The organism is Devosia soli (assembly GCF_000970455.1).
Taxonomy (GTDB): domain Bacteria; phylum Pseudomonadota; class Alphaproteobacteria; order Rhizobiales; family Devosiaceae; genus Devosia; species Devosia soli.
Genome location: NZ_LAJG01000001.1, coordinates 92747 through 113675, shown reverse-complemented (window position 1 = coordinate 113675; position 20929 = coordinate 92747). Strand labels below are relative to the sequence as shown.

Here is a 20929-nt window from a genome sequence, read left to right as displayed (position 1 = left end):
AGGTCTGCCGGTCGCTGCGGGCTGAACACGCTCAAAGCCGAGCTTGGCCAGATCGAGTTCATCGACGAACGCATCGATGATGCGGACCGGATTATCCGCCTCGACATAGTCCTCAAGACACGCCGGCAGGAAGCTCGCCTGATGACGGTCAGCGCCTTCAACGAAACCGCCCATCTGGCACCTCCGAAGCAGTGCCAGATCATACCACAATCGGGGGTTTTCACACAGCCTCGGGCCGGTAGCGGACTGACGGCTTTTGGTGAGGCACATTCAGAAGCAGACACCAGTTCGTCGGCGATACAGGCCAGTGGAGGCCGATCTCCTTTCTGGATTAGTAAGGCAAATATCGTTTTACCCAAAAATTGCTGAACAATCACAAACTGGGCGTCTGAAACTCATTGACGTTAGGCTGCTCCGAACCCTCCGAGATTTTGGGTGGGCGCCCTACCCGAACTGGAGTTCGTCGAGCCTGCATGCGGCTCGGTATATCGCGCTTCTCACTGCCGACCCTTCCACTGTTCGGTCGAGCATCTCCAGCACCACAGGCTTGAGGGCCTCGGCGCGTTCGAACCCATTTGGCAATCCCATGATCGCGTTGCTAAGCGCTACCCTTTCGCTCGGGGTGCTGGCAGCGACGTCCTCGCCAGCCATGATCTTTGCAAGAAGAGCAACGGACTTGCCCGGATGGATCTTGTATGCCGTCGCTGTCTTACGCAGCCTATGGACGACGGCATTGCGACTCGACGGGTGCGTTGCCACCATAGACCGCAGATCTTCGACCAAGTGGTCCGTGGATATGCCGGTGCTGCGCGCATAGTACCAGATAGGCAGCCATTTGCGCTGGAAGTGCGCCTGCGCATGGACGTACTGCAATGGCTCCGCCACCTTCTCGCCCTTGAGGAAGTTTCGGACCACCGCGTCCGGCGTCACTGCGTCGCGAATGATGCGCGCCTTCTCCCTTGGCTTCCCTGTCAATGGGCTGAACATCGCCGACCAGTCGCAAAGCCGGCGCCCCAGGGACCTCGCTGAAGTCCCCTTCCCGTATGAACTGGAGCTGAGGCAATAAAGTCTCGTCGATTACGAAGGCGCCTGCCGATCCCTTCACCTCGCCCGTTTCGAGATCCAGGGTGGCCTGCGCACCCGTTGCTACGCCCATCATGCGTCTTGAGAATTCGGCGACGGCCCGCTGCTCGCGTATGGCGAGAGATGCCTCAACTCGCCCGGCTTGATGGTCCTGGTCTCCCCGACATAGCGATAGTAGATGCAGCCTTCCTTGACGTCCTGCCCTAACATCTTCAGTGCGATAATTGGGGCGTTGGCGTGAGGTTCGACAGTCAAGATGCCCACGTACTTTCCATCGATCCTGATAGCGGATTTCGTGATGTGAGGTACGGGATCAAGCGAACTTGCGAGCGCTCGATTGATGGCCGCGGGATCCGTCTTCTCGAACTCGTAGTCGACCAACCCCTCGACCAGCAGGCTGCCATCACGTACCCCGAAAAGGGATCATGCCGCCCTTGTTGTTGGCCATGCCGGCGATGGACTTTACCACTTCGGCGAAGCGATTGGGGTTCATGCGAAACGACAATTTGCATTCGACCGTGTCGGTCTCGCCGCCACGGACGCGAAAACCTCCACCACCATCGGCTTCGAACGTTTCGCCCCAATCCGGCCCTGACAGCCTGGCGGCCTTGGCGGGCGCACCAGATCGCTGCTGGGACTCTGCAAGAAATTGGTCGAGAGCGGTGTCGTTGGCGATGGCGACATCGCCCCCATACTTTCCGCTCTTGATCTGCGCGATGCGCCCCGGACTGATCAGCCGGTCCTGCCTATTGAAATGGAAATGCGCCTCGTCATTGCGCATACCTCGTTTCAGCATAGCCTTGATCAGGCCGATCTCCTCGTCGGTGATATTGCGCTTTCCCAACTCTGCCCCCGAAATCGCCCCCGAAGACAAAGCTCAGGCATTGAAGGAAATCAAGTTTCGTCAGGAGTTTGGGGCGACGCGATCACTTCCGTCGACGACGGCGGCTGTTGCCGCGGAAGGATCGGGGCGCCTGATTGTCTGGTCGTCCGTCCATTTGCGGAGACACTCGTCTCCGCCGCCGAGGGACGTTTCGAGCTGGCGGCGCGACAGACCTCAAGGCATCCCTGATGAAATGGCCTTCGATGAAATTCTCGGCGTAGTCCTTCCATATTCGAGACAGCAGCCCTTGGGGATATCCCATCGTCTCGATGTTGCGGGCAACCTTCCGAATTATGCCGCCGAAAGCCCGGAACCCGTCCCGTCGGCTGAGCGCCAGGTTCAAAAAGACGCTGGCAAATCTTGGGTCGGCGGGAACGCCGTCCAACCAGGGACGCGCGATGAAATCCGCAACGACCTGGACCAGCGAGACGATGTCGACATTGGGCCGCATCACACTTTCGCAAAGCGTCTGGAAATCGGCAGCGTCGACGCCCAACGCGGCGGCCTGCTCGACATCCTCGGTCCGGATCGCCACGAAACCGATCTTCTGCCGCACCATTCTGGCCAGAAGCTCGACGTACCTATCTCTCGAGAGCGAGCCGTCATGCTGGTATTTTAGCAGCAGCGGTTGCGTCCAGGTCGTCCTGGCCAATCCGATCGATTGCGCAATTTGGCGAGCACGCCGATCTTCCATGACCAACAACACATCCGTGGCCAAAGCGGTGGTCAACGTGTCCAGCGTTGAGTGCGACAATAGTTCGGTGGCAGCTGCCAAAAGCTCGTTCTTGAACGGCTCGGTGGGCACCAGATCCGCGTTCTGCCGAACCCAGTCAAGAACGGCCTGCTGCGCCGCGGCATACTCCTGTCGCTGGGCTCGGGTGGACTCGGTGAAGTAGATCTTGTCGTCCCTGGCCTCGAGGCTGCCACCGGTCTGACCAATGTTAATCTGTGCGTCCTGAACCCGCTGCGCCAAAGCGTCGATCGTCGACTGCACGACGCATGGCCGGACGCCCATGCGGACGAGGTCCTCCAGCACGCCGAGTTCCTCCCATATCGAAATAGTAAGAACGTCGACCAGTATGCGCCCGCCGGCCTCGACCGCGCGCAGAGCAATTTCCCTCTCCTCGAACTCTCCGATGCAGACGTCGAGATCCATGCCGGATCGGAACCTGAGGCCACGCGACGCATCGATTGCATCCGTGCCCAGCATGGCGGCGATGCCATCGATCGGCATGATCGTCGTCCGGTAGAGCTGAACGGCGTTGTCGACCTGCCTGCTTCGCGATCTCGCCTGCTCGAACACCGGCTCGAAGCTGTCCTGATCGTTCGGATCGACATGGAATTTGCCGATGGCCCGGCTGTTCGGAAACAGCGTTCCATGGAGCTCGAAGGCCTGATGGAAGAGATCCAGGTACTTGTGCTTGATCTCCACGATGGTCCAGGAGGTATCCTGTCCGATGCCGGCCTCGAGGACCACGGTGTCGCCGACCGCCTTGCCGAGCAGTTTCCTCGCAAAGGGGTGCTCGGGCGACAGAACCTCCTGCGAAGGGGCCGCACCGGCTTCGATGCGATAGCTTCGAGCGCCGCCATTGTCATCCTTGACGAAAACGACGCAGTCCTCGCCCACAATACTGGGCTGCAGAAACGCTTCCGAACGCGATCGGATTAGGAACAGCCCCATATACCCCATGTGCAACCGCTCGGAGGCTCCCCAGTGCGCCCGAAGGGTCCGATAGCCCAATTGAAGGGCTTTTCTACGCTGCCCAAAATGGTCGAACATCTGCGCGAGCTCCATGAGCTCGAGGGGATCGCCGCTCGCGGGGAAGCTCGCGCGCTTCGCCCACCGCTCGACCACGACCGGATTGCCGCTCCGCGCAGAAAGACGGACCCAGTCGAGCCTAGAGCCGAGATCCTCCCTGTCGAGGCCCATGGCAGTATTCAACTGCTGCAGAGCCTCCTTGAGCATGCCTGAGCGTTCGTAAATGGCGGCGCCGAGGCGAAGCAGCTCGACGGATTCGAGCGCTTGGTCCCGCAAAGTCTCGAAAAGTGCCCGAGCCTCCGGCCTTCGGTCTGCGCGATATAGAGCGAAAAGGCGGCGCTTGAGTATCTCGGAAGGTCTATCGATCGTGTGGAGACCTTCGAGCAGGTCGGCGGCGTAGGTCCAGTTGCCTGCGTCGGCCGAGGCATCGGCAAGGAGGAATCGTTGCAGCGGGTCCAGAGCCTCGATCGGTCCGAACGCCTTCAGTCGGCTCTCGGCGGCAGAAACAGCGGTAGCGTCGCCGCTGCGACGCGCGACTTCTGCGACGCGGCTCTCGAAGCCTATGCTGGCAGAGAACTGCGGCCGCAGCCGGTCGGCGAGCGAAAGCAGATCGGCAAGCGGATCGCCTCGTCGCATCCTGACGTAAATCATCAACTCCGCAGCGTTCGCCTTGTCGTCGTCGTCAACCGCCCGAAATGCCTGTTCCGCCAACCCATCCGCTTTGGGCCAGTCCGCTCGAGATACCGCAACATTGCCTGCGAGAAGCTTGAGGGCCGCATCGGCGTCCGGCAGCACGGCCTCGAGTACGGCCTGCGCCTGCTCAAAATCGGATTTCCTCATGTGAGCCAAGGCAGCGCGCTGAGCTATAGTTGGAGCACGGGGATCGATGGCATAGACCTGCAGAGCCAGATCGTCCGCCTTCTCCTCGAGCGACAGCAACCGGTAGACCGAGCAAAGATTGGCGCCGACGTGGCACCACGTGGCCCTGTCCGACCTCTGGACCACCTTCGACCACGCTCGTTCGAGCAGCACCCTTGCTTCGTCGAGTTGGAGCTGTTGCGCTGCCGTCATCGGGGCCCCGATGCGGATGGCGCTGTTGTCTTCGAACTGAGCGATCAACGCGACGGCCAGGACGCTGTCCTTCTGCCAATCCTGCACCGCTATGCCGCGGGCGACGCGAATGGCGTCTACGTGGCGGCCCTGCGCGGCATAGTGACGGGCCATGGACGAGGCGACATCGACTTCGTCGATGAAGTTCGCCACGTCCTTCTCCAGCGCTTCGGGGTCGACTGGTTCCGGAGCCGATTCGAGATATATCGTGCAGGCCAAACGGTCGGGGCCCAATCGCATGGCCTCGGAGGCTTCACGGAACGCCAGATCTCGGTTCCCGCGCAGGTAGGCCGCCCGAGCCCTGTAGGTATGGCCATCGGCAGTCCCGGCCACCGCCTCGGCAGCACTGTCGAAGGCAATGGCAGCACCCTCGATATCGTCCGACTGAGCCAGTGCAGCGCCAAGGTTGGCATAGGACCTGAATCGCGCCCGGGCGCTGGCGCCCTCGGGCAACCCAGCGACGAAGTCGCGAAGCGGCTGAAGCATCATTCGACCGTTGCCGGCTCGGAGTTGATCGCGGAAAAGGTCGAGTTGGGCGTCGAGGACAGGATCGCCAGTCTTGGCCGGATCGACAGGAACCTCGTTGTTGAACTTGGCGAGCGTGTTGAGCATCGCCGCTTCGAGCTCTTGGCGAATGTCTCCCTTAGGCCTTTTCGGGTCCAGCGCAGTGACCGTTGGCACCTCGTTGTGAACCAGCAGCTTCTGGATGACCTCGGGGTAGTCGAGAGCGCGCGCGATGATGTCGTCCCACGACCAGACGGTCACTTTGAACAGGCCGGTCTTAGCGTGCTCGGCGGTGATCTCCATGGCCTTGCGCTGCAGTTCGGCATCGCGACTGCCGCCATAAGCGACGATGAAGCTATCAAGTTTCGGTACGAACCCCTTGGCCAGCTCTACCTCGTCGATCAGCTCCTGAACGGAGAGCTGCCTGGGGTCGTCGGTCTCGCTCGCCTTGCACTGCACTGCGGCATTCTGGAATCCGTTCCGGTTATCCTGCCCGGTAATATCGGCGCCGTGCTGCCGTTGACCGCTGCGGCCATGCGCCTGAGCCTCGTCGTCCTTCCAATAGCGCCTGAAGAGATCGAGGCAGAAGCTTTGGAAGACCAACTCCCCCTTCAAACGCGTGTGCTGGATCTCTGCTGGCGAAACCATTGAGTTCTCTGAATTTACAATGAGAACAAAGTTAGAATATCTGACACACTCCCGCCAAGTCTTCTTACCCGGTTGCGAATGCTTTCAACGGAATAAGCGGTTTGGCCTACTCGATCTGTTTCAGAGGATCGGCATGAACCGGAACTGGCAGTTTTGGAATTTCTCCATTGCCTACGAAAGGCAGAAATGGGGTGCATTTGCGAAGCGCTGCCCTGGCCCTTGCTACCTGCGATACTGATCCACGAATATCGATGCCACACGCCGTGGAGATCAAATCACAGGAAATGAGCAGTGACTGGCCCCTTTGACGATCCTCGACTTCCTCACTTTTCGGTCGTGATGAACGACGGTCGGCTAGCGTGGCCGGTGGCTGAAGCCAACGGCGTAACGATTGAGGTCTTCTACAGTCGACTCAGCATTCGTTGGTCGGCTGAGAAAGCGGCAACTTATCCGGCTCCACCTCGCCAGAGGAAATCGCCGCCACAACGTCCGTCGCTTAAGCTTTCAACCTACCTTGCTGACGGTCGATTGGCTTGGCCGGTTGCGGCATCAAGAGGCGTGAGCGAGACCGTGTTCTATTTTCGGCTCAAGCAAGGGATGACACCTGACCAAGTGGTGTTTACGCCAGTGCTGCCACGGGGTTGGTCGGGCCGCCGAATGCCCTAGCAAGGATGCCCTGTCTCAGGAGGCCCCTTACGGCAGCTCTCAGGCAATCCAACCCCCATTTGAAATGACTGAAATGGGGCGCATCGAAGCCGCGCACCGCACCTCGCGATGGCAGCCTAGCGAGAGAGATTACGAACCGGGCGGACATAGTCCTCGAACCGCACGCGTCGGCGCTGATGGGCGAGGTGGACCCAATCATCCGTCAACCAGCCCTCATGATCTATGGCGAACGAGACGTGATCCCCCAGGCGGAGAACCTTGCGGACTTCGTGCCCAACGTGGAGGTTATCAGCCTCGATTGTGGTCACTGGATCCAGGAGGAAATGCCGGAGGAAACCAATCTGGCGATCTTAGGTTGGCTGGCGCGGCAGAACGCCATCTGATCCCGGAACGCTCACTCCACCCTGGTACGACTAAGGGTGGAGTGGTCCGCCGCAGGCGACAACTATGAAGGCCAGCCACATAAACAGCTACTGCCATCAGTCCCAAGAGGTCGACCGCCGCATTCTCTGATCCTGATTGGAACTGACTCGCCGTAATCGCAACGGCAGGTTTCGGGTTGTCGAGATCCAACTCTCAACGGCGGAACGGGGGCGCTTCGCCGACGGTCTTGAAACCACCGCCGACGAAGAGGTTGGGAGTCAGATTTCCGTTGCCTCGGAAAGCGATAGGGCGTTGTCGACGTCTACGCCGAGGTAGCGAACTGTGTTCGCGATCTTGCTGTGACCAAGCAGAATTTGAATGGCCCGCAAATTTCCCGTGGCCTTGTAGATGAGCGACGCCTTGGTTCGACGCAGCGAATGGGTCCCATATTCCTCTGGTGCAAGACCGATAGCAGTTACCCACTCTCTGCCGCGTGCTTAGATGGTCGTCGGGATGGACGCGGCTCGGGAATGCGAAATCATCGACACTGCCACCTCGGCGTTCGAGCCAGGCGAATAAACTGGCCCTTGTATCGGCGGTGATCTCAAACTGAACTGGTCTTCCCGTCTTCTGCTGGATCACCATCGACCGCGACCGAATGGTTGGTCCTGCCACAAGACTGCCGATCTTGATTTTCACTAGGTCACAGCCTCGAAGTTTGCTGTCGAGCGCGAGGTCGAACAGCGCTCGATCCCGCATTCGACCTTCCCGATCCAGAAAGAAGCGGATCGACCATATCTGTCTGATTTTCAGAGCACGTTTGGCGCCGACCTGCTTACCGGCGTTCCAAGCAGGCCTCCCTTTAGCGGCAGGGTCATATTTTGAGATACCCATTACATTTCTCCTGTGGCCGAAGCGGCCGAGGAAGAAACGATTGTGGCAGGGTCTCAGATGGCGAATGCCGACTCCAGATCGATATCAGCTTTTACGCAGCGGCGCTCTTAGGCGGACTTGGTCTGGCAGGCAGCCTGGGTGGCCGTTACTCGGCAGCGAAGGTTGGCACCACGTCGTCGTCGGAGCGGAAGGTATAGCTGTCGATCCGATCCTCAATCACATGACGGAAGTTTCTGATCAGGCCTTGCACCGGCCAGGACGCCGCTTCGCCGAGGCCGCAAATTGTGTGACCTTCGATCTGCTTGGTGACCTCGAACAACATGTCGATTTCTCGTTTCTGCGCCCGTCCTTCCACCATCCGCGCCATTATGCGCTCGATCCAGCCTGTCCCCTCCCGGCACGGCGTGCACTGCCCGCAGCTTTCGTGCTTGTAAAAGGCGCTGAGCCGCCAGATCGCCCGAATGATGTCGGTCGACTTATCCATGACGATGGCAGCCGCGCTGCCCAGCGAGGAGCCGACCTCGCGCATGCCGTCATAATCCATATAGGCGTTGCGGATTCTATCCCCGGGGACGCAAGGCATCGATCCGCCCCCAGGGATGACCGCCAGCAGATTGTCCCAGCCGCCACGGACCCCGCCACAATGTTTCTCGATCATCTCCTCGAAGGACACCCCCATTTCCTCCTCGAAGACGGCAGGCCTGTTGATGTGACCGGAAACGCAGAAAAGCTTGGTTCCGGCGTTGTTTGGACGACCAAGCGAACTGAACCATGCGCCCGAGCGGCGAAGAATCTCGGGCACCACCGCGATGGATTCTGCATTGTTGATCGTGGTCGGATTGCCATAGACGCCGACATTGGCTAGAAAGGGTGGCCGTAGGCGTGGCTGGCCCTTCTTGCCTTCGAGCGATTCCATCAGCGCGGTTTCCTCACCACAGATGTAAGCGCCCGCGCCGTGGTGAACGGCAATGTCGAAGTCCCAGCCGTGGAGATTGTTCTTGCCAATAAGTCTGGCGTCATAGGCCTGCTCGACCGTCGCTTCAAATCGCTGTCGCTCGCGCACGAATTCGCCACGAATGTAGACGAAGGCAAGGTGTGCATCGATCGCGCGGCCTGCGAGCAGGCAGCCCTCGACGAGATGGTGCGGATCGTGGCGCAGAATTTCTCGGTCCTTGCAGGTGCCGGGTTCGGATTCGTCGGCATTGACCAACAGATAATTTGGCCGATCAGGGTTTTCGGGTGGCATGAACGTCCATTTGAGGCCGGTGGGGAAGCCGCCGCCGCCACGCCCGCGCAGTCCCGAAGCCTTGACCTCGCTGGTTATCCAATTTCGGCCCGCATCGATGAATTCACGAGTTCCCATCCAGGCGCCACGCTGACGCGCGCCCTCCAGGGTCCAGTCGTGATGGCCATAGAGGTTGGTGAAAATTCGGTCCTCGTCGGCGAGCATATCGGCACCCAATGTTCGATGGTCGGTTGGCGCGGAGATCCGTTGTCGTCAGGTGAAAATCTTGACGAACCAGGTGATTGCCTTGCGGTAGCCGGCCTCTTCGAGCAGCGCGATCTTGGTCCTCCAGGCCGCAGGACAAACGACCAGGACGGCGCTATTTCCGCGCTTCTGGCGGGCCATTTCTGCCGCTTCCAGCAGCGCATGACCGTCTGCCCAACGCGGCGATGGGCCTTCGGGGTTTGCTATGGTCTGGTGAAAATAATCGTCGATCACCCCCGTGGACGAAATGTCATGAGGGCTGGGGAAATGCAGACGCGTTGCCGGTTGCGAGATGGCATAGCCTCGGAACTCACCATCGCCAAGCGAGACGAACATGTCTCGGTCCGATAAGGTCAGGCTGTGCTGCATCCAGCGTCCGAAGCGATCGTCCGCCTCGGGGTGAGGGCGCCAGAAGCGCGGGTTCAGGTGTTGCAAGATCTGGCGGTTGACCGCACTTGCGCTGACAATGTCGGCCACATCGCTCGCATCGGCCTGACGGACATCAGAGCTGCTGGTGGCGTCACGCAGCCCGGCCCTCGAGAAATAAAGAGTTACGGGCTCATAGCCCTGCTGAGCATAGTCCTCTGCCCAGTCGCCGCCTACAACGCTCGTGCCGAGCACCATCCGGGTGCCTGATTGAACTAGGTCGGCCTCTGCTGCCTTCAGTAGGTCAGTTCGAGTTGAGGGTGGCGCGTCGACCGAAATGCAGCAATCTTCCATGAGCAGGCCCGGAACTCCGAAGTCGCCAGCATAAATGGGCGGGACCGGCAGATGCATGGCGTGCGTGACGCCAATGATGTTCGCTCCGGTTTCACCGACCAGCCATCGGTCCTCCCCTGCCTCCATCGAGGTTTGCACTGCCGACAGGATGCTTTGACGCGGTTCGCTTTCCAATTTCTACAGCGCGGGGTCCGCTGCCTCCCGCGCTTTGGCATGGGCGAGCAGCAGGTCCGCTATCGGCTCCAAGTCGTGCATGGCTGCCGGTCGAATGGTCATTGTCACGCTGTCGCCTCCTGCTTCGGACTGTCGTTGCTATCGGTCAACGGCAAGGGTTTGATCGCAGAGCGCGAAGCAATTGACAAAGCAGCAAAACTGTACGAGCCAATAGAAAATCTAACGGCTAGGGCCCATATGTCGCGCAATATCAATCTGAACGCGGTGCGCATCTTCGCCGTCGTCGCGAGACACAGCAGTTTCCAGCGCGCTGCAGAGGCCCTGAGTATCTCCCACGGCGCGGTGTCTCAACGTATAAAGCAGTTGGAAGGCGAACTGGGCGTCGCATTGTTCGAGCGACAGGCCCGGGGGGTGCGCCTCACCGAGAATGGCGAAAGATACCAGGACGCCGTCGATGCGGCGCTTTCTATCCTCACCACCGCCAACGCCAACCTCGAGCGTGGCCAGAGCCAGGTCGTGTTGCACCTCGGGCCGTCATTCGCGTCCCGCTGGTTGATGCCTCGACTGAAACGCTTCACCCGGCAGGTCCCACACGTTGCGATCACGACGGAGGTTCATGAGGGATTCCTCCAGCGCGCCCTCGGTCGGAACGAGATCGCAATATGGCCGGACAGGACGCCTCAACACGCTCCTGGCCAACACGTGGAGCGCCTCACGGCGCTGCAACTGGTTGCTGTTTGCAGTCCGCAACTTCGCAGGCCCGATAGTCCGATGGACTTTGAGGCGATGCTGTCTTTGCCGCTTCTGCAGGACGCGCATCGGCGGTGGGAGCGCCTGATTGGTCCAGGCGCGCACCAGGCAAAAGGTGGCCTGTTGAATTTCGACCGATCGGCTCTGGCATTGGATGCGGCAATCAACGGTCACGGCGTCGCCATCGCTCCGGTGCATATGATGGCGGACGATCTGGAATCAGGTCGATTGTTGGAAATCTGGCGCGAACCAGAAAGCTCGGGGCAGCATCTGTTCATGTCCTGGGCAGAACAGCATCGCGCGGATGGGCCGGTGAACAAGACAGTCAACTGGATATTGGCGGAGTTTGGGTTGCAGGAGGCAGGGCAGCTTTTAGGAAGCCGCCGAGGGCGCTGGAATGACTGAAATGGGGCGTGTTCCTGCCAAGCTGCTCATGACCCCGTTGCGGCTTAGTCGTGGCCACCTCCAATAGCCGTCTGTCTGCTATGGTCTCGATCTGCCCTTTGCCGGTGAGTAACGGTAGGTACACCAGAAGCTGGACCGGAAGCGAAAAGAGGTACGGCGCCTCTTGATTGCGGCCGTACATCGGCGTCAATTTGATAAAGTGGTCGCGGTCGTTATGCATGAATTGACCCGAACTGGTGTAACGCGTGGCTAGACATCCCCGACTCCAGCAACCTGACAGGGCTGACAACCTGCCGGAGGGGCCCTATGAGGCTCAGGATCCTTCCCCAGTCCGGCCGGCCTCGAATATGGGCATGCTGCAGACCATCGAGTTCGTCGACGCCCTGCGCAGCACGAGCAACGATCATCTGGGCATAGACTCCCGCGACCTGGGCATCGTGCTTCATGTCATGCATAACCACGTCGGCGGTCGATTGACGACCATGTCTTCCCTGGCCGCAGCGTCCGGTCTCAGTTATGGCACCGCCTTCAGGACCATCGAGGGACTGATTGCGGAAGGCATTCTGGTCCGGCGGCCGCGGACGACGACGGGCCGTTCCTTTTCGCTGCATCCGTCTTCGGAACTGCTGCGCCGGTGGCAGATCTTTGCCGGGCACACGCGCCGCCTCATCGAACAGGCCAGCGGCGATGGGGCACGGACCCAGGGCAAGCCGGTCGCCGACATCGCGGCCGTCATCCCGCCACCCACAGTGCTGGAAAGCAAGCTGGCCCTGCCGCGCGGACTGCGCTTGTTGGTCCATGCCGATCCGACATTCATGGCCATGAACACGCTCAAGCGCCAGTTCGAAATGATCCTGGGTGTCCCGATCCAGTCCAAGGCCCTGTCGATCGATCGCCTGCGTGCGGAAATTGTCCAGAACGGACAACGCCCGGGCTCTGCCTATGACATAATAGCCTGCGACCTGCCCTGGTTCGGCGACATGGTGCAGCGTGGCCGTCTCCGCCCGCTCGATGATCTGATCGCGCAGTCGGACATGGATATTTCCGATTTCCTGCCCGATGCGATGGCCAGTGCCCGCCGCCGCGACGCTCAATATGGAATCCCTCTTTTGAGCACCGCCGAACTTCTCGTTTACCGCACGGACCTCCTCGAAGCGGCGGGCCTCGCGCCGCCGCGGACGGCCGCGGAGACGCTTGCCGTCGCCAAGGCCATGCATGCGCCGGAGCGCGGCCGGTTCGGCATTGCCTGGAATGGCGGGCGTGGCACCGCCCTTGGCCACACATTCATGGTGACCATGGCGGCCCATGGCCAGCCCATCGTCAACCTGGAGCGGGTGGCCGATGGCTTTCGGCCCGAGGACATGACAGAGGCTCACCTGCGTCCCATGTTCGACAGCGATGCGGCCCACGCAGCGGCCGATTATCTGCAATCCCTCCTGTCGGTATCGCCGCCGGGCATCCTTTCCATGACCTGGTACGATCGCGCGCGCGCCTATGCCAGCGGCAATACGGCACTGGCCTATGCCCACACCCTGCTTGTCAACCTCTTCGAGCGCGACGCAAGCTCGCCAGCCTATGGAAAGACCGGGTACCTGCCTCAGCCCACCGGGCTGACGGGCCGGCCGATTTCTCCTTTGGGCGGCTACGCCCTGGCAATTCCGAGCAATATCGCGCCGGACCGGGTCGCGCCGGCCTGGGCAGCCCTGGCGGCCCTGACATCGGCAAGCGCCGCCAAGTTGTTCATGACCAATGGCAGCCTTGCCAGCCCGCGCTTCAGCGTCAATCGCGACCCCGAAGTCCAGGCGATGTCGCCGGTTATCGGCATCGTCGATACCATTGCTCGCCAGGGTGTGCTGCGCGCCTGGCCGCGCCCACCGGTGCCTGGCATTTCAGCCTTGATCACGATAGCCGGAGAGGAACTCCACGATATGCTCAGCGGCCGCAAGAGCCGCGCCGAAGCCTTGAACAGCGCACAGAACCGCGCCGAAACGGTCATGCGGGGCCTCGATCCCGTCTGACGCCCAATGTCACTGCAATCTGTCCAATCTGGACATTTTTGCGGCTGTTGCGACGCGATGTAGTGCCGTAAGCCATAGGGACAAACGCAAAGCAAATCCGGCGCGCAGAACGCCGGCTCCATCTGAGGAATCGCAGATTCCCGGGACGATACTGCCTTGCCTGAAGGAGGACAGCCTTTTGAAACTGGCATTCAACACCTGGGTCTATTCGAGCTTTCCGGTCTGGGTGCCGGCCTACCCGCTCGAAGAGGTTATCAAGCGCCTTGCACGCATCGGCTATGATGGCATCGAAATCGGCGCCGCCAGCCCCCATGCCTATCCCGAATATCTGACCAAGGAACGCCGCCGCGAAATTCGCCAAGTCCTTGATGACAACGGCCTGGCCGTTTCGAGCATGCTCCCTGCTCCGGGTGGCGGTCCGGGCTTCAATGTCGCTTCCGCCAATCCCCTGGAGCGCGCTGGCGCCATCGATCAGTACAAGCAGGTCGCCGAACTCTGTGCGGAATGGGGTGGCAAGACGCTGCTCTATGTCGCCGGCTGGCAGGTCTATGGCACCAGCCGCGAGCAGGCCTGGGCCTGGAGCCGCGATGCCTTGCGCGAGATCGCCGAATTTGCCCGGCCGCTGGGTATCACCGTTGCGGTCGAACCCACGGCGTCGGACAGCAATCTCGTCGACGATTGCGATGACCTTATCGCGATGCTTGCACAGGTCGACCTGCCAAACGTCAAGGCAATGTTCGACACGTTCCATACGCTCTACCGCAACGAAGTGCCCACCGACTACGTGCATCGCCTGGGCCGGGACCTAACCCATATCCACCTTGCCGACGTGAACCGGGAACCGCCCGGCAGCGGCGTGGTGGATTACCGGAGCCTGCTCGACGCCCTTAAGGCCGAGGGCTTTGACGGCTATCTCACTATGGAGATCGGCTTCAATCGCCGCAATGTGGAGCCGGACGACCTGGCCCGGCGCGCCCATGACTATATCCGGTCTTTGCTGGTCTGAAAGCGCCAACACCCGATCACGACTGCTCATAGAAGGAGGAAACTATGACACTTTTACCCCGAGGCTCGCTGCCCGTCCTGCTTGCCGCCGGTCTTGTTGCCAGCGTTTCGGTCCAGGCCGCCACGGCCCAGACCGTGGTGACCCAATGGGACCAGTTCGCCATGGCCGGTATCACGGCGGCCGGCCCGGCAATGGACGAGTTGATCGGCACCTGCGAGCCCGATCTCGGTGGCGCCACCGTGCTGCGGACCATTGCGCCCTCGATCGGCATCCGTGACAGCTATCGCCTCGCCGTCTCGGCCAACAAGACCCCCGACCTCGCCTACACCTGGCCCGCCGCATCCGTGCTGGCCGGCTATGCGCGGGTCGGCGCACTGGCGCCGCTCGACGACTATTATGAGCAGTATGGCTGGGAGGGCATCAACGACTTCTATCGCGGTCGCAACAGCTTCGAGGGCGCCATCTATGGCGTGCCCATGGAGCAGGACCTGATGGGGGTTTATTACAACCCGGCACTGTTCGAGGAAAACGGCATCGCCGTGCCCACCACCTATGCCGAATTCCAGGCCGCGGCCGAAGCATTCAAGGAAAAGGGTATTACGCCAATCGCCTTCGGCAATCGCGACCGCTGGCCGGCCACCAATACGCTGAGCCTCCTGCTCGGCCTTTCGGCCGGCAAGGCCGTGGAGGAAGAGGTCCTTTTCGGCGACACGCCCTGGGCCAACGAGCAGTTCAAGCTGGCGGCAGAGACCTTCCAGTCCTGGGCCGAGAACGGCTACTTCCCCAACGGCTTCAATGGCATCGGTTATGACGAGGCCAATGCGCTGTTCCTGTCCGGCCGGGCCGCAATGACCATCACCGGCACCTGGGTGCTCCAGGACATGGCCAGGGGCGCCTCCTTCGATCTCGGCGTCTTCATGCTGCCCCCGGTCGCCGATGGCGTAGCGCCCGGCACGATGTGGGGCGAAGGTTCGCAATGGCAGGTCTCGGCCAATGCCAGCCAGGAAGTGAAGGACGCTGCCGCGGCTTACATCGACTGTCTGATTTCGCCGGCCAGCCGCGAAGTCTGGGTTGAAAAGGGCTTCCTTGTCCCCATTGGCACCACCCCCGAGGAACTCGAGCAGTGGGACGCACTGCCCATCGTCAAGTCGTTCTACAGCCAGGGCCTCGCGACGCCGGACGCCAACTTCTACGACCTCCACACGACCCTGCCGGAAAGCGTCACCCAGGTGCTCTATGCCGAATTGCAGCGCCTTATTGGCGGCGATGCCACAGCCGATGAGTTCCTCGGCGCGATGGATACGGCCTGGCAGACGGCCATTGACAACGGCGAGCGCTGGGTGCCCTGACCGCCCTTGCTCCCCGAAGGCGGGCTCTCATGAGAGCCCGCCTCCCCCGTCCATGATGCGAGTGCGCCATGCTGACCACCCGATCCGCTTATCTATTTCTGGCGCCTTCACTGGCCCTCTACTTGCTGTTCGTCGGCCTGCCCATCCTGCAGGTCTTCGGCTTCAGCTTCTTCGACTGGGACAACGGCATTGCCGGCGACTTCATCGGCCTCGCCAACTATGGGCGGCTGCTCGGCGACGGCGTGTTCTGGACCGCGCTTTGGCACAATGCCATCTGGGTGGTACTGACCCTGGCCTTTCCGCTGCTTGCCGGGCTGGTCATCGCGGCCATCCTGGCCGAGCGCAACGCCAATGTCGTGCGCTGGCTGGGCGCGATCTATTTCATCCCTCGGACGATCCCGCTGGTGGTTGCCGGCATCATCTGGGGCTGGATCTACAATCCCATTTTCGGCCTGCTCAATTTCGGGCTCGAGGCGGTTGGACTCGGCGGGCTGGCCGGCGCTTGGCTGGCCCAGGACAATACTGCGCTGCTCTCGCTCAACGTCGTGGGCGCCTGGACCTTCTTCGGTTTCTGCGTGATCATCTACCTCGCCGCCATCCAGTCGATCGATCCTGCCCTTTACGAGGCCGCCTCGATCGATGGAGCCAGCTGGTGGCGCAAGTTCCGCGATCTCACCGTGCCCCTGCTGCGCGGCTCCACCCTGTTTCTCGGGCTCTATGCCGCCATCGAGGCCATGCGCTTCTTCGACCTGGTCTGGGTCACGACCCAGGGCGGGCCGGGATACGCCACCGAAGTGCTCACCACCCACATCTACAAGACCTTCTTCCTCGTCGGTGACTTCGGCTACGCCGCCACGCTTTCGGTCGTGCTGCTCATCATCGTTCTCTCCATCAGTGCCGGCGCCTTCGCCCTCCTGAGGAAGCCATGACCAAAAGTACCCGCCTCGTTCAGAACCTGATCCTCCTGGTCTTCGCGCTCTATGCGCTGGTGCCGGTCTACCTGGTCTTCCTGGCTGCCATCCGTAGCGAGGCGGACCTGTTTTCCGGACCGCTGACCCTGAGCTGGCCGATCAACTTCGCCAATTTTGCCCGCATCTGGAGCGAAGCGGGTTTTGCCACCTACTTCATGAACAGCGTCATCACCGCGGTCAGCGTCACCGTTCTGGTGGTGTTGACGGCGCCCTTGGCGGGCTTTGCCTTCGCCAAGATGAATTTTCGGGGCCGCGAAGTGCTCTTCGGCCTGTTCCTCGCCGGCCTCGTTGTCCCGGCACCTTCGGTGATCGTGGCGCTCTACGGGAATTTGCAGGCCCTTGGCCTCATCGACAACCGCATCGGCGTGATCCTGCCTCAGGCCGCGCTGCTGATGCCGTTCTCGGTCTTCATGATGCGCACTGTCATGCAGGACGTGCCAGACGAACTCATCGAAGCGGCGGTGATGGATGGCGCGAGCCTGTTCAAGATTTTCCTCACCATCGTCGTACCGGTGGTCAAGCCCGGCCTCATGTCCCTGGGGCTGATCACCTTCCTCTTCGCCTGGCAGGAATACCTGCTGCCGCTGGTGGTTTTCCAGACCGAAAGTCTCAAGCCGCTGACGGTGGGGGCGGCCAGCCTCCAGGGCCGCTACGGCGTCGACTATGGCGGAATTGCCGCTGCAGGTCTGATCGCCTTTGCGCCCCTCGTCGTGCTGTTCCTCGCCATGCAGCGATCCTTTGTGCGCGGCCTCACCGCCGGCGCCGTCAAGTAACAGGAGAAATTCCGTGTCCCAGATGCAAGCCGTCTTCCTGCCCGGCAACAAGCAGGTAGAAATCCGCTCTATCCCCGTGCCCGAGGTTGGCCCGGACGACGTGCTGCTCGAAATGCATGCCTCCTGCATCTGCCGCAGCGATCTCAGCCTCTATTACGGCAATGCCGTCGTCGGGGGAGGGGATGCGACCGGGGGCTTCGTCTGCGGGCATGAACCGGCAGGCACCGTTGTCGCCACGGGCGAAGCGGTGACCGAATTTGCCGTGGGCGATCGCGTCGCCGTCTACCTCGCCATTGGCTGCGGCGTCTGCGCCCATTGCCGGCGCGGCGACATGCACCTCTGTCCCAAATGGAAGTGCCTCGGCTTCACTTATGATGGCGGCAATGCCGAGTTCATCAAGGTGCCGGCGCGCAACCTGCTGAAAGTGCCGGACCATATGTCCGCTGTGGCTGCGGCCATCTCCACCGACGCATTCGGCACGCTGTTCTCCGCGTGCCGCAAGGTCGGTGTCAACGGCCTCTCGCGCATCGGTATCTGGGGTCTTGGTCCCATGGGCTCAGCCGGCGTGCTCGCGGCAAAGGCACTGGGAGGGCAGGTCGTGGCTCTCGATCCCATCGCCGAACGGCGGGAATTTGCCAGAAAGCTCGGCGCTGACCTCGTACTCGACCCCACCGACCCACAGGCAGCCGAAGCCATCAGAGAATTTTCCGGCGAAGGACTCACAGGCGCCATTGACTGCTCGGGCAACACCGCCGCGCACAACATGGCGCTCGACGCGCTGGCCCCGCTCGGCCGCATGGCCTTTGTCGGCGAAAATGCCCAGACCACCATCCGTCCCAGCGACCAGCTGATCCGCAAGCAGCTGACCGTGTTGGGTTCCTGGTATTTCGGCATCAACGAATACCAGGACATCCTGTCCACCCTGTCGACCCACAAGATCGACCTCGAACGCCTCGCGACCCACACGTTCCGGCTCGACGAAGCCGAGACCGCCTTCCGCCTCTTCGATCAACGCGAAACCGAAAAGGCCGTGTTCGTCCGCTAGGCCGACCCGGAGAAGCCCCATGGCCAAACTCATGATCCGCAATCTCGACAAGCGCTTCGGCGCCTTCGACATCCTCAAGAATGTGAACTTGGAGATCCCATCCGGTGAATTCGTGGTATTTGTCGGACCTTCGGGTTGCGGCAAGTCGACTCTGCTGCGGTGCATCTCGGGGCTGGAGACGGTCAGCGGCGGCACTCTGCAGATCGATGGCATGGATGTGACCAATGTGGCGCCGTCCCGTCGCGGCATTGCCATGGTATTCCAGTCTTACGCGCTCTATCCCCATATGAGCGTGTTCGACAACATGGCCTATGCGCTCAAGATCCAGAAGCTGAGCAAAGAGGAAATCGATGCCAAGGTGCGCGATGCGGCCCGCAAACTGCAGCTGGAGTCCCTGCTGGACCGATTGCCGCGACAGCTTTCCGGCGGCCAGCGCCAGCGCGTCGCCATCGGCCGCGCCATCGTGCGGGATCCAAAGGTCTTCTTGTTCGACGAACCGTTGAGCAATCTGGACGCGGCCCTGCGTGTGCAGACCCGCCTTGAAATTGCGACTCTGAAGCAATCGCTCCCCGACACTACGATGATCTATGTGACGCACGATCAGGTCGAAGCCATGACCCTGGCCGACCGAATCGTCGTACTCAATGCTGGCCGGATCGAGCAGGTGGGCAAGCCACTGGAGCTCTACGAACGCCCCGCGTCATTGTTCGTCGCAGGGTTCATCGGGTCGCCGAAGATGAACCTTCTCACTGGCAAACATGCGGCAGGATTTGCTGCCACCACGATCGGCGTGCGTCCTGAACAACTTACGGTCGCCACCAGTGGAAATGGTTGGGCGGGAACGGTACTGCGCACGGAACACCTAGGCTCGGAGTCCTATGTTTATGTGGACATCGGCTTGGAAGAGCCGATGATCGCCCGCTTACCGGGCACTGCAGCGTTCGAGCATGGCGACGCCGTCGTGCTTCAGGCGAGCGAGCAGGTCATCCTCCGGTTTGATGCGAAAGGCGCCAGGATCGATCCGGCTCGCTAGTGGCCAAGGCCCTCTCAATCGTCTTGTCAGAAGCGATTTCCAAGCGACGGAGTCGGATTCACGGCGACCAATCAGCTGGAGTTTGTTAGTCGGATCGGACTATGTCTGGAACGCGGGACAGGAGCTAGAGGGTGTGGCGGCGCCTTTGAATCCAGATGAGGCCGAACGCCTCCAGATCTAGCGAAAGCACGATATTCTCGACACGGACGCGGAGGATTCCTCGATCGGCTGACGAGAATTATTGCCGCGCCCTGAACGTTCCCATTGTAGTAGTCACCCTCGTCGACGAAGAGCGCCAGTAGTTTAAGTCGCTGGTTCGGCTAAGGGTTGGAGAGACGCCACGCTCGGCCTCTTTCTGCGCCCACACGATGCTGGAGGAAAGCGCAATGGTGGTCCCCGAGGCGGCCCGGGACCTGCGGTTCTCTAGCAACCCGCTGGTCACTGGTGATCCCCATATCAGGTTTTTTGCGGGCTATCCCTTGGTCTCTTCAGAGGGATACACTTTGGGCCCGGTATGCGCCATCGATACGTCACCGCGAACCATGACCGCGCGGGAATTGGGCCTGCTGGAGGACTTGACGGCGCTAGCACATTGCCATCCCCTAGACTTGAACGGCACGTCCGCTTTCAGGAAGTTTGAAAGGCGGCCCAAACGTCCAAAATGGGGCGCACAGCCGACCGTCGACTCACAACCATCTTGGTCATTGGCGAGAGCCCGCGAGTTCCAAAAAGCACAAGTAATCGGGCTTGCTCTGAGTGTGAGGCAAGCTCGCTGAGGAGACGGTGGTTGTAAGGACCACCGAGAGACAGGGATCCTCTTCCAGGATATAGAGGGATGCCGAAACCATAGAGGGCGCCCGCCAGCAGGTCGGCGGCGTTGAACACCGGCCTGCGGCCTGGCGCCACCGGCACCGTGTGGTTATTGCGCTTAAACGATCTAGGGAGACATCCCGCCACGGCCTCGCCATACCATACAGCAATGCGCAGTAAGCTCGGCATACTCCATCGGCGCCGGGTGGCCGTCCAGGTTGCCGGAAGAGGTCGCGACGGCAGTGTAAGTCCGACCGCCAACTTGGTGGTCAGGTCCGATACGAGGCCGGCTTTGTCCTGGGCATCCGCCCCCGGTTTAGCCTTGCGGGGCCGGCCGCTAGCTGGCGGGCACACCATGCTTCTGTTGATTCACAGTCATTCCAGGTCAGCTTCGCGCGACCGTTGCGGCCGGCATCTTAGCCAGCCCCATCTCAAGTCAGCAGTTATGGCGCGGCTTTAGAGCCATCCGGAAAACG

The 20929-nt window shown here is 61.1% G+C and carries 16 protein-coding genes and 2 pseudogenes; 11 read left to right on the top strand and 7 right to left on the bottom strand.

Translation table 11 applies throughout. The features are described from left to right. From VW35_RS21880 to VW35_RS20320, 4 genes and pseudogenes are all read right to left on the bottom strand, one after another. Positions 1-174 (bottom strand): annotated as a pseudogene (locus VW35_RS21880) (IS5/IS1182 family transposase); the annotation flags it as partial. A 270-nt stretch (positions 175-444) separates the two neighbouring features. Then, on the bottom strand, positions 445-987 hold the full coding sequence (locus tag VW35_RS00490) for a hypothetical protein (RefSeq protein ID WP_046141061.1): 543 nt from the start codon (positions 985-987) through the stop codon (positions 445-447). Positions 988-1486: 499 nt separating this feature from the next. Next, a complete protein-coding gene (locus tag VW35_RS00480; protein ID WP_046141059.1) occupies positions 1487-1927 on the bottom strand; it encodes a hypothetical protein in 441 nt (146 codons plus the stop codon). Positions 1928-2009: 82 nt separating this feature from the next. Next, a complete protein-coding gene (locus tag VW35_RS20320; protein WP_161796830.1) occupies positions 2010-5642 on the bottom strand; it encodes a PIN domain-containing protein in 3633 nt (1210 codons plus the stop codon). Here VW35_RS20320 and VW35_RS21430 point away from each other — a divergent pair. Beyond that, on the top strand, positions 5622-5990 hold the full coding sequence (locus VW35_RS21430; RefSeq protein ID WP_161796829.1) for a hypothetical protein: 369 nt from the start codon (positions 5622-5624) through the stop codon (positions 5988-5990). The genes VW35_RS20320 and VW35_RS21430 overlap by 21 nt on opposite strands. A gap of 839 nt (positions 5991-6829) precedes the next feature. Next, positions 6830-7036: an alpha/beta fold hydrolase gene (locus VW35_RS00470; RefSeq protein WP_046141058.1), complete on the top strand. Its 207-nt coding sequence runs from the start codon at positions 6830-6832 to the stop codon at positions 7034-7036. Positions 7037-7294: 258 nt separating this feature from the next. Here VW35_RS00470 and VW35_RS20840 read toward each other — a convergent pair. The 3 genes and pseudogenes from VW35_RS20840 to VW35_RS00460 all read right to left on the bottom strand — a co-directional run bounded on the left by VW35_RS20840 (position 7295) and on the right by VW35_RS00460 (position 10293). Beyond that, positions 7295-7910, bottom strand: a pseudogene (locus tag VW35_RS20840) (tyrosine-type recombinase/integrase). A 145-nt stretch (positions 7911-8055) separates the two neighbouring features. After that, positions 8056-9360, bottom strand: a complete 1305-nt coding sequence (nuoF, locus tag VW35_RS00465) for an NADH-quinone oxidoreductase subunit NuoF (protein ID WP_046141057.1) — start codon at positions 9358-9360, stop codon at positions 8056-8058. 48 nt (positions 9361-9408) lie between these two features. Next, positions 9409-10293 carry a hypothetical protein gene (locus VW35_RS00460; RefSeq protein WP_161796828.1) on the bottom strand — a complete coding sequence of 295 codons (885 nt, stop codon included), beginning with the start codon at positions 10291-10293 and terminating at the stop codon, positions 9409-9411. 39 nt (positions 10294-10332) lie between these two features. On the opposite strand from VW35_RS00460, the gene VW35_RS00455 reads away from it, so the two are divergent. The 9 genes from VW35_RS00455 (at position 10333) to VW35_RS22230 (ending at position 20419) form a co-directional block, all read left to right on the top strand. Continuing rightward, positions 10333-11448 carry a LysR family transcriptional regulator gene (locus VW35_RS00455; protein WP_046141055.1) on the top strand — a complete coding sequence of 372 codons (1116 nt, stop codon included), beginning with the start codon at positions 10333-10335 and terminating at the stop codon, positions 11446-11448. Between the two features lie 353 nt (positions 11449-11801). Beyond that, complete coding sequence (locus VW35_RS00450) at positions 11802-13466, top strand: ABC transporter substrate-binding protein (RefSeq protein WP_200896851.1); 1665 nt, start codon at positions 11802-11804, stop codon at positions 13464-13466. A gap of 178 nt (positions 13467-13644) precedes the next feature. Beyond that, on the top strand, positions 13645-14472 hold the full coding sequence (locus tag VW35_RS00445) for a sugar phosphate isomerase/epimerase family protein (protein WP_046141054.1): 828 nt from the start codon (positions 13645-13647) through the stop codon (positions 14470-14472). A 44-nt stretch (positions 14473-14516) separates the two neighbouring features. Next, a complete protein-coding gene (locus VW35_RS20315) occupies positions 14517-15821 on the top strand; it encodes an ABC transporter substrate-binding protein (protein WP_052951399.1) in 1305 nt (434 codons plus the stop codon). Between the two features lie 68 nt (positions 15822-15889). Then, the gene (locus VW35_RS00435) at positions 15890-16750 is read left to right on the top strand and encodes a carbohydrate ABC transporter permease (protein ID WP_046141053.1); all 861 of its coding nucleotides are present in this window, start codon (positions 15890-15892) and stop codon (positions 16748-16750) included. Continuing rightward, positions 16747-17565, top strand: a complete 819-nt coding sequence (locus VW35_RS00430; protein ID WP_046141052.1) for a carbohydrate ABC transporter permease — start codon at positions 16747-16749, stop codon at positions 17563-17565. The genes VW35_RS00435 and VW35_RS00430 overlap by 4 nt, the downstream gene beginning before the upstream one ends. A 22-nt stretch (positions 17566-17587) precedes the next feature. After that, complete coding sequence (locus tag VW35_RS00425) at positions 17588-18610, top strand: zinc-binding dehydrogenase (protein ID WP_046141051.1); 1023 nt, start codon at positions 17588-17590, stop codon at positions 18608-18610. Positions 18611-18629: 19 nt separating this feature from the next. Further along, the gene (locus tag VW35_RS00420; RefSeq protein WP_046141050.1) at positions 18630-19643 is read left to right on the top strand and encodes an ABC transporter ATP-binding protein; all 1014 of its coding nucleotides are present in this window, start codon (positions 18630-18632) and stop codon (positions 19641-19643) included. A gap of 311 nt (positions 19644-19954) precedes the next feature. Beyond that, a complete protein-coding gene (locus VW35_RS22230; RefSeq protein ID WP_425283730.1) occupies positions 19955-20419 on the top strand; it encodes a GAF domain-containing protein in 465 nt (154 codons plus the stop codon). Positions 20420-20929: the final 510 nt, after the last annotated feature.

Bases quoted from the DNA above. Each gene is read 5' to 3' on its own strand.
- nuoF (WP_046141057.1), bottom strand. From the start codon at position 9,360: ATGCTCGCCGACGAGGACCGAATTTTCACCAACCTCTATGGCCATCAC.
- VW35_RS00470 (WP_046141058.1), top strand. From the start codon at position 6,830: ATGGGCGAGGTGGACCCAATCATCCGTCAACCAGCCCTCATGATCTAT.
- VW35_RS00435 (WP_046141053.1), top strand. From the start codon at position 15,890: ATGCTGACCACCCGATCCGCTTATCTATTTCTGGCGCCTTCACTGGCC.
- VW35_RS20315 (WP_052951399.1), top strand. From the start codon at position 14,517: ATGACACTTTTACCCCGAGGCTCGCTGCCCGTCCTGCTTGCCGCCGGT.
- VW35_RS00450 (WP_200896851.1), top strand. From the start codon at position 11,802: ATGCTGCAGACCATCGAGTTCGTCGACGCCCTGCGCAGCACGAGCAAC.
- VW35_RS00430 (WP_046141052.1), top strand. From the start codon at position 16,747: ATGACCAAAAGTACCCGCCTCGTTCAGAACCTGATCCTCCTGGTCTTC.
- VW35_RS00490 (WP_046141061.1), bottom strand. From the start codon at position 987: ATGTTCAGCCCATTGACAGGGAAGCCAAGGGAGAAGGCGCGCATCATT.
- VW35_RS00420 (WP_046141050.1), top strand. From the start codon at position 18,630: ATGGCCAAACTCATGATCCGCAATCTCGACAAGCGCTTCGGCGCCTTC.
- VW35_RS00455 (WP_046141055.1), top strand. From the start codon at position 10,333: ATGGGCGAGCAGCAGGTCCGCTATCGGCTCCAAGTCGTGCATGGCTGC.
- VW35_RS20320 (WP_161796830.1), bottom strand. From the start codon at position 5,642: ATGGAGATCACCGCCGAGCACGCTAAGACCGGCCTGTTCAAAGTGACC.
- VW35_RS00425 (WP_046141051.1), top strand. From the start codon at position 17,588: ATGCAAGCCGTCTTCCTGCCCGGCAACAAGCAGGTAGAAATCCGCTCT.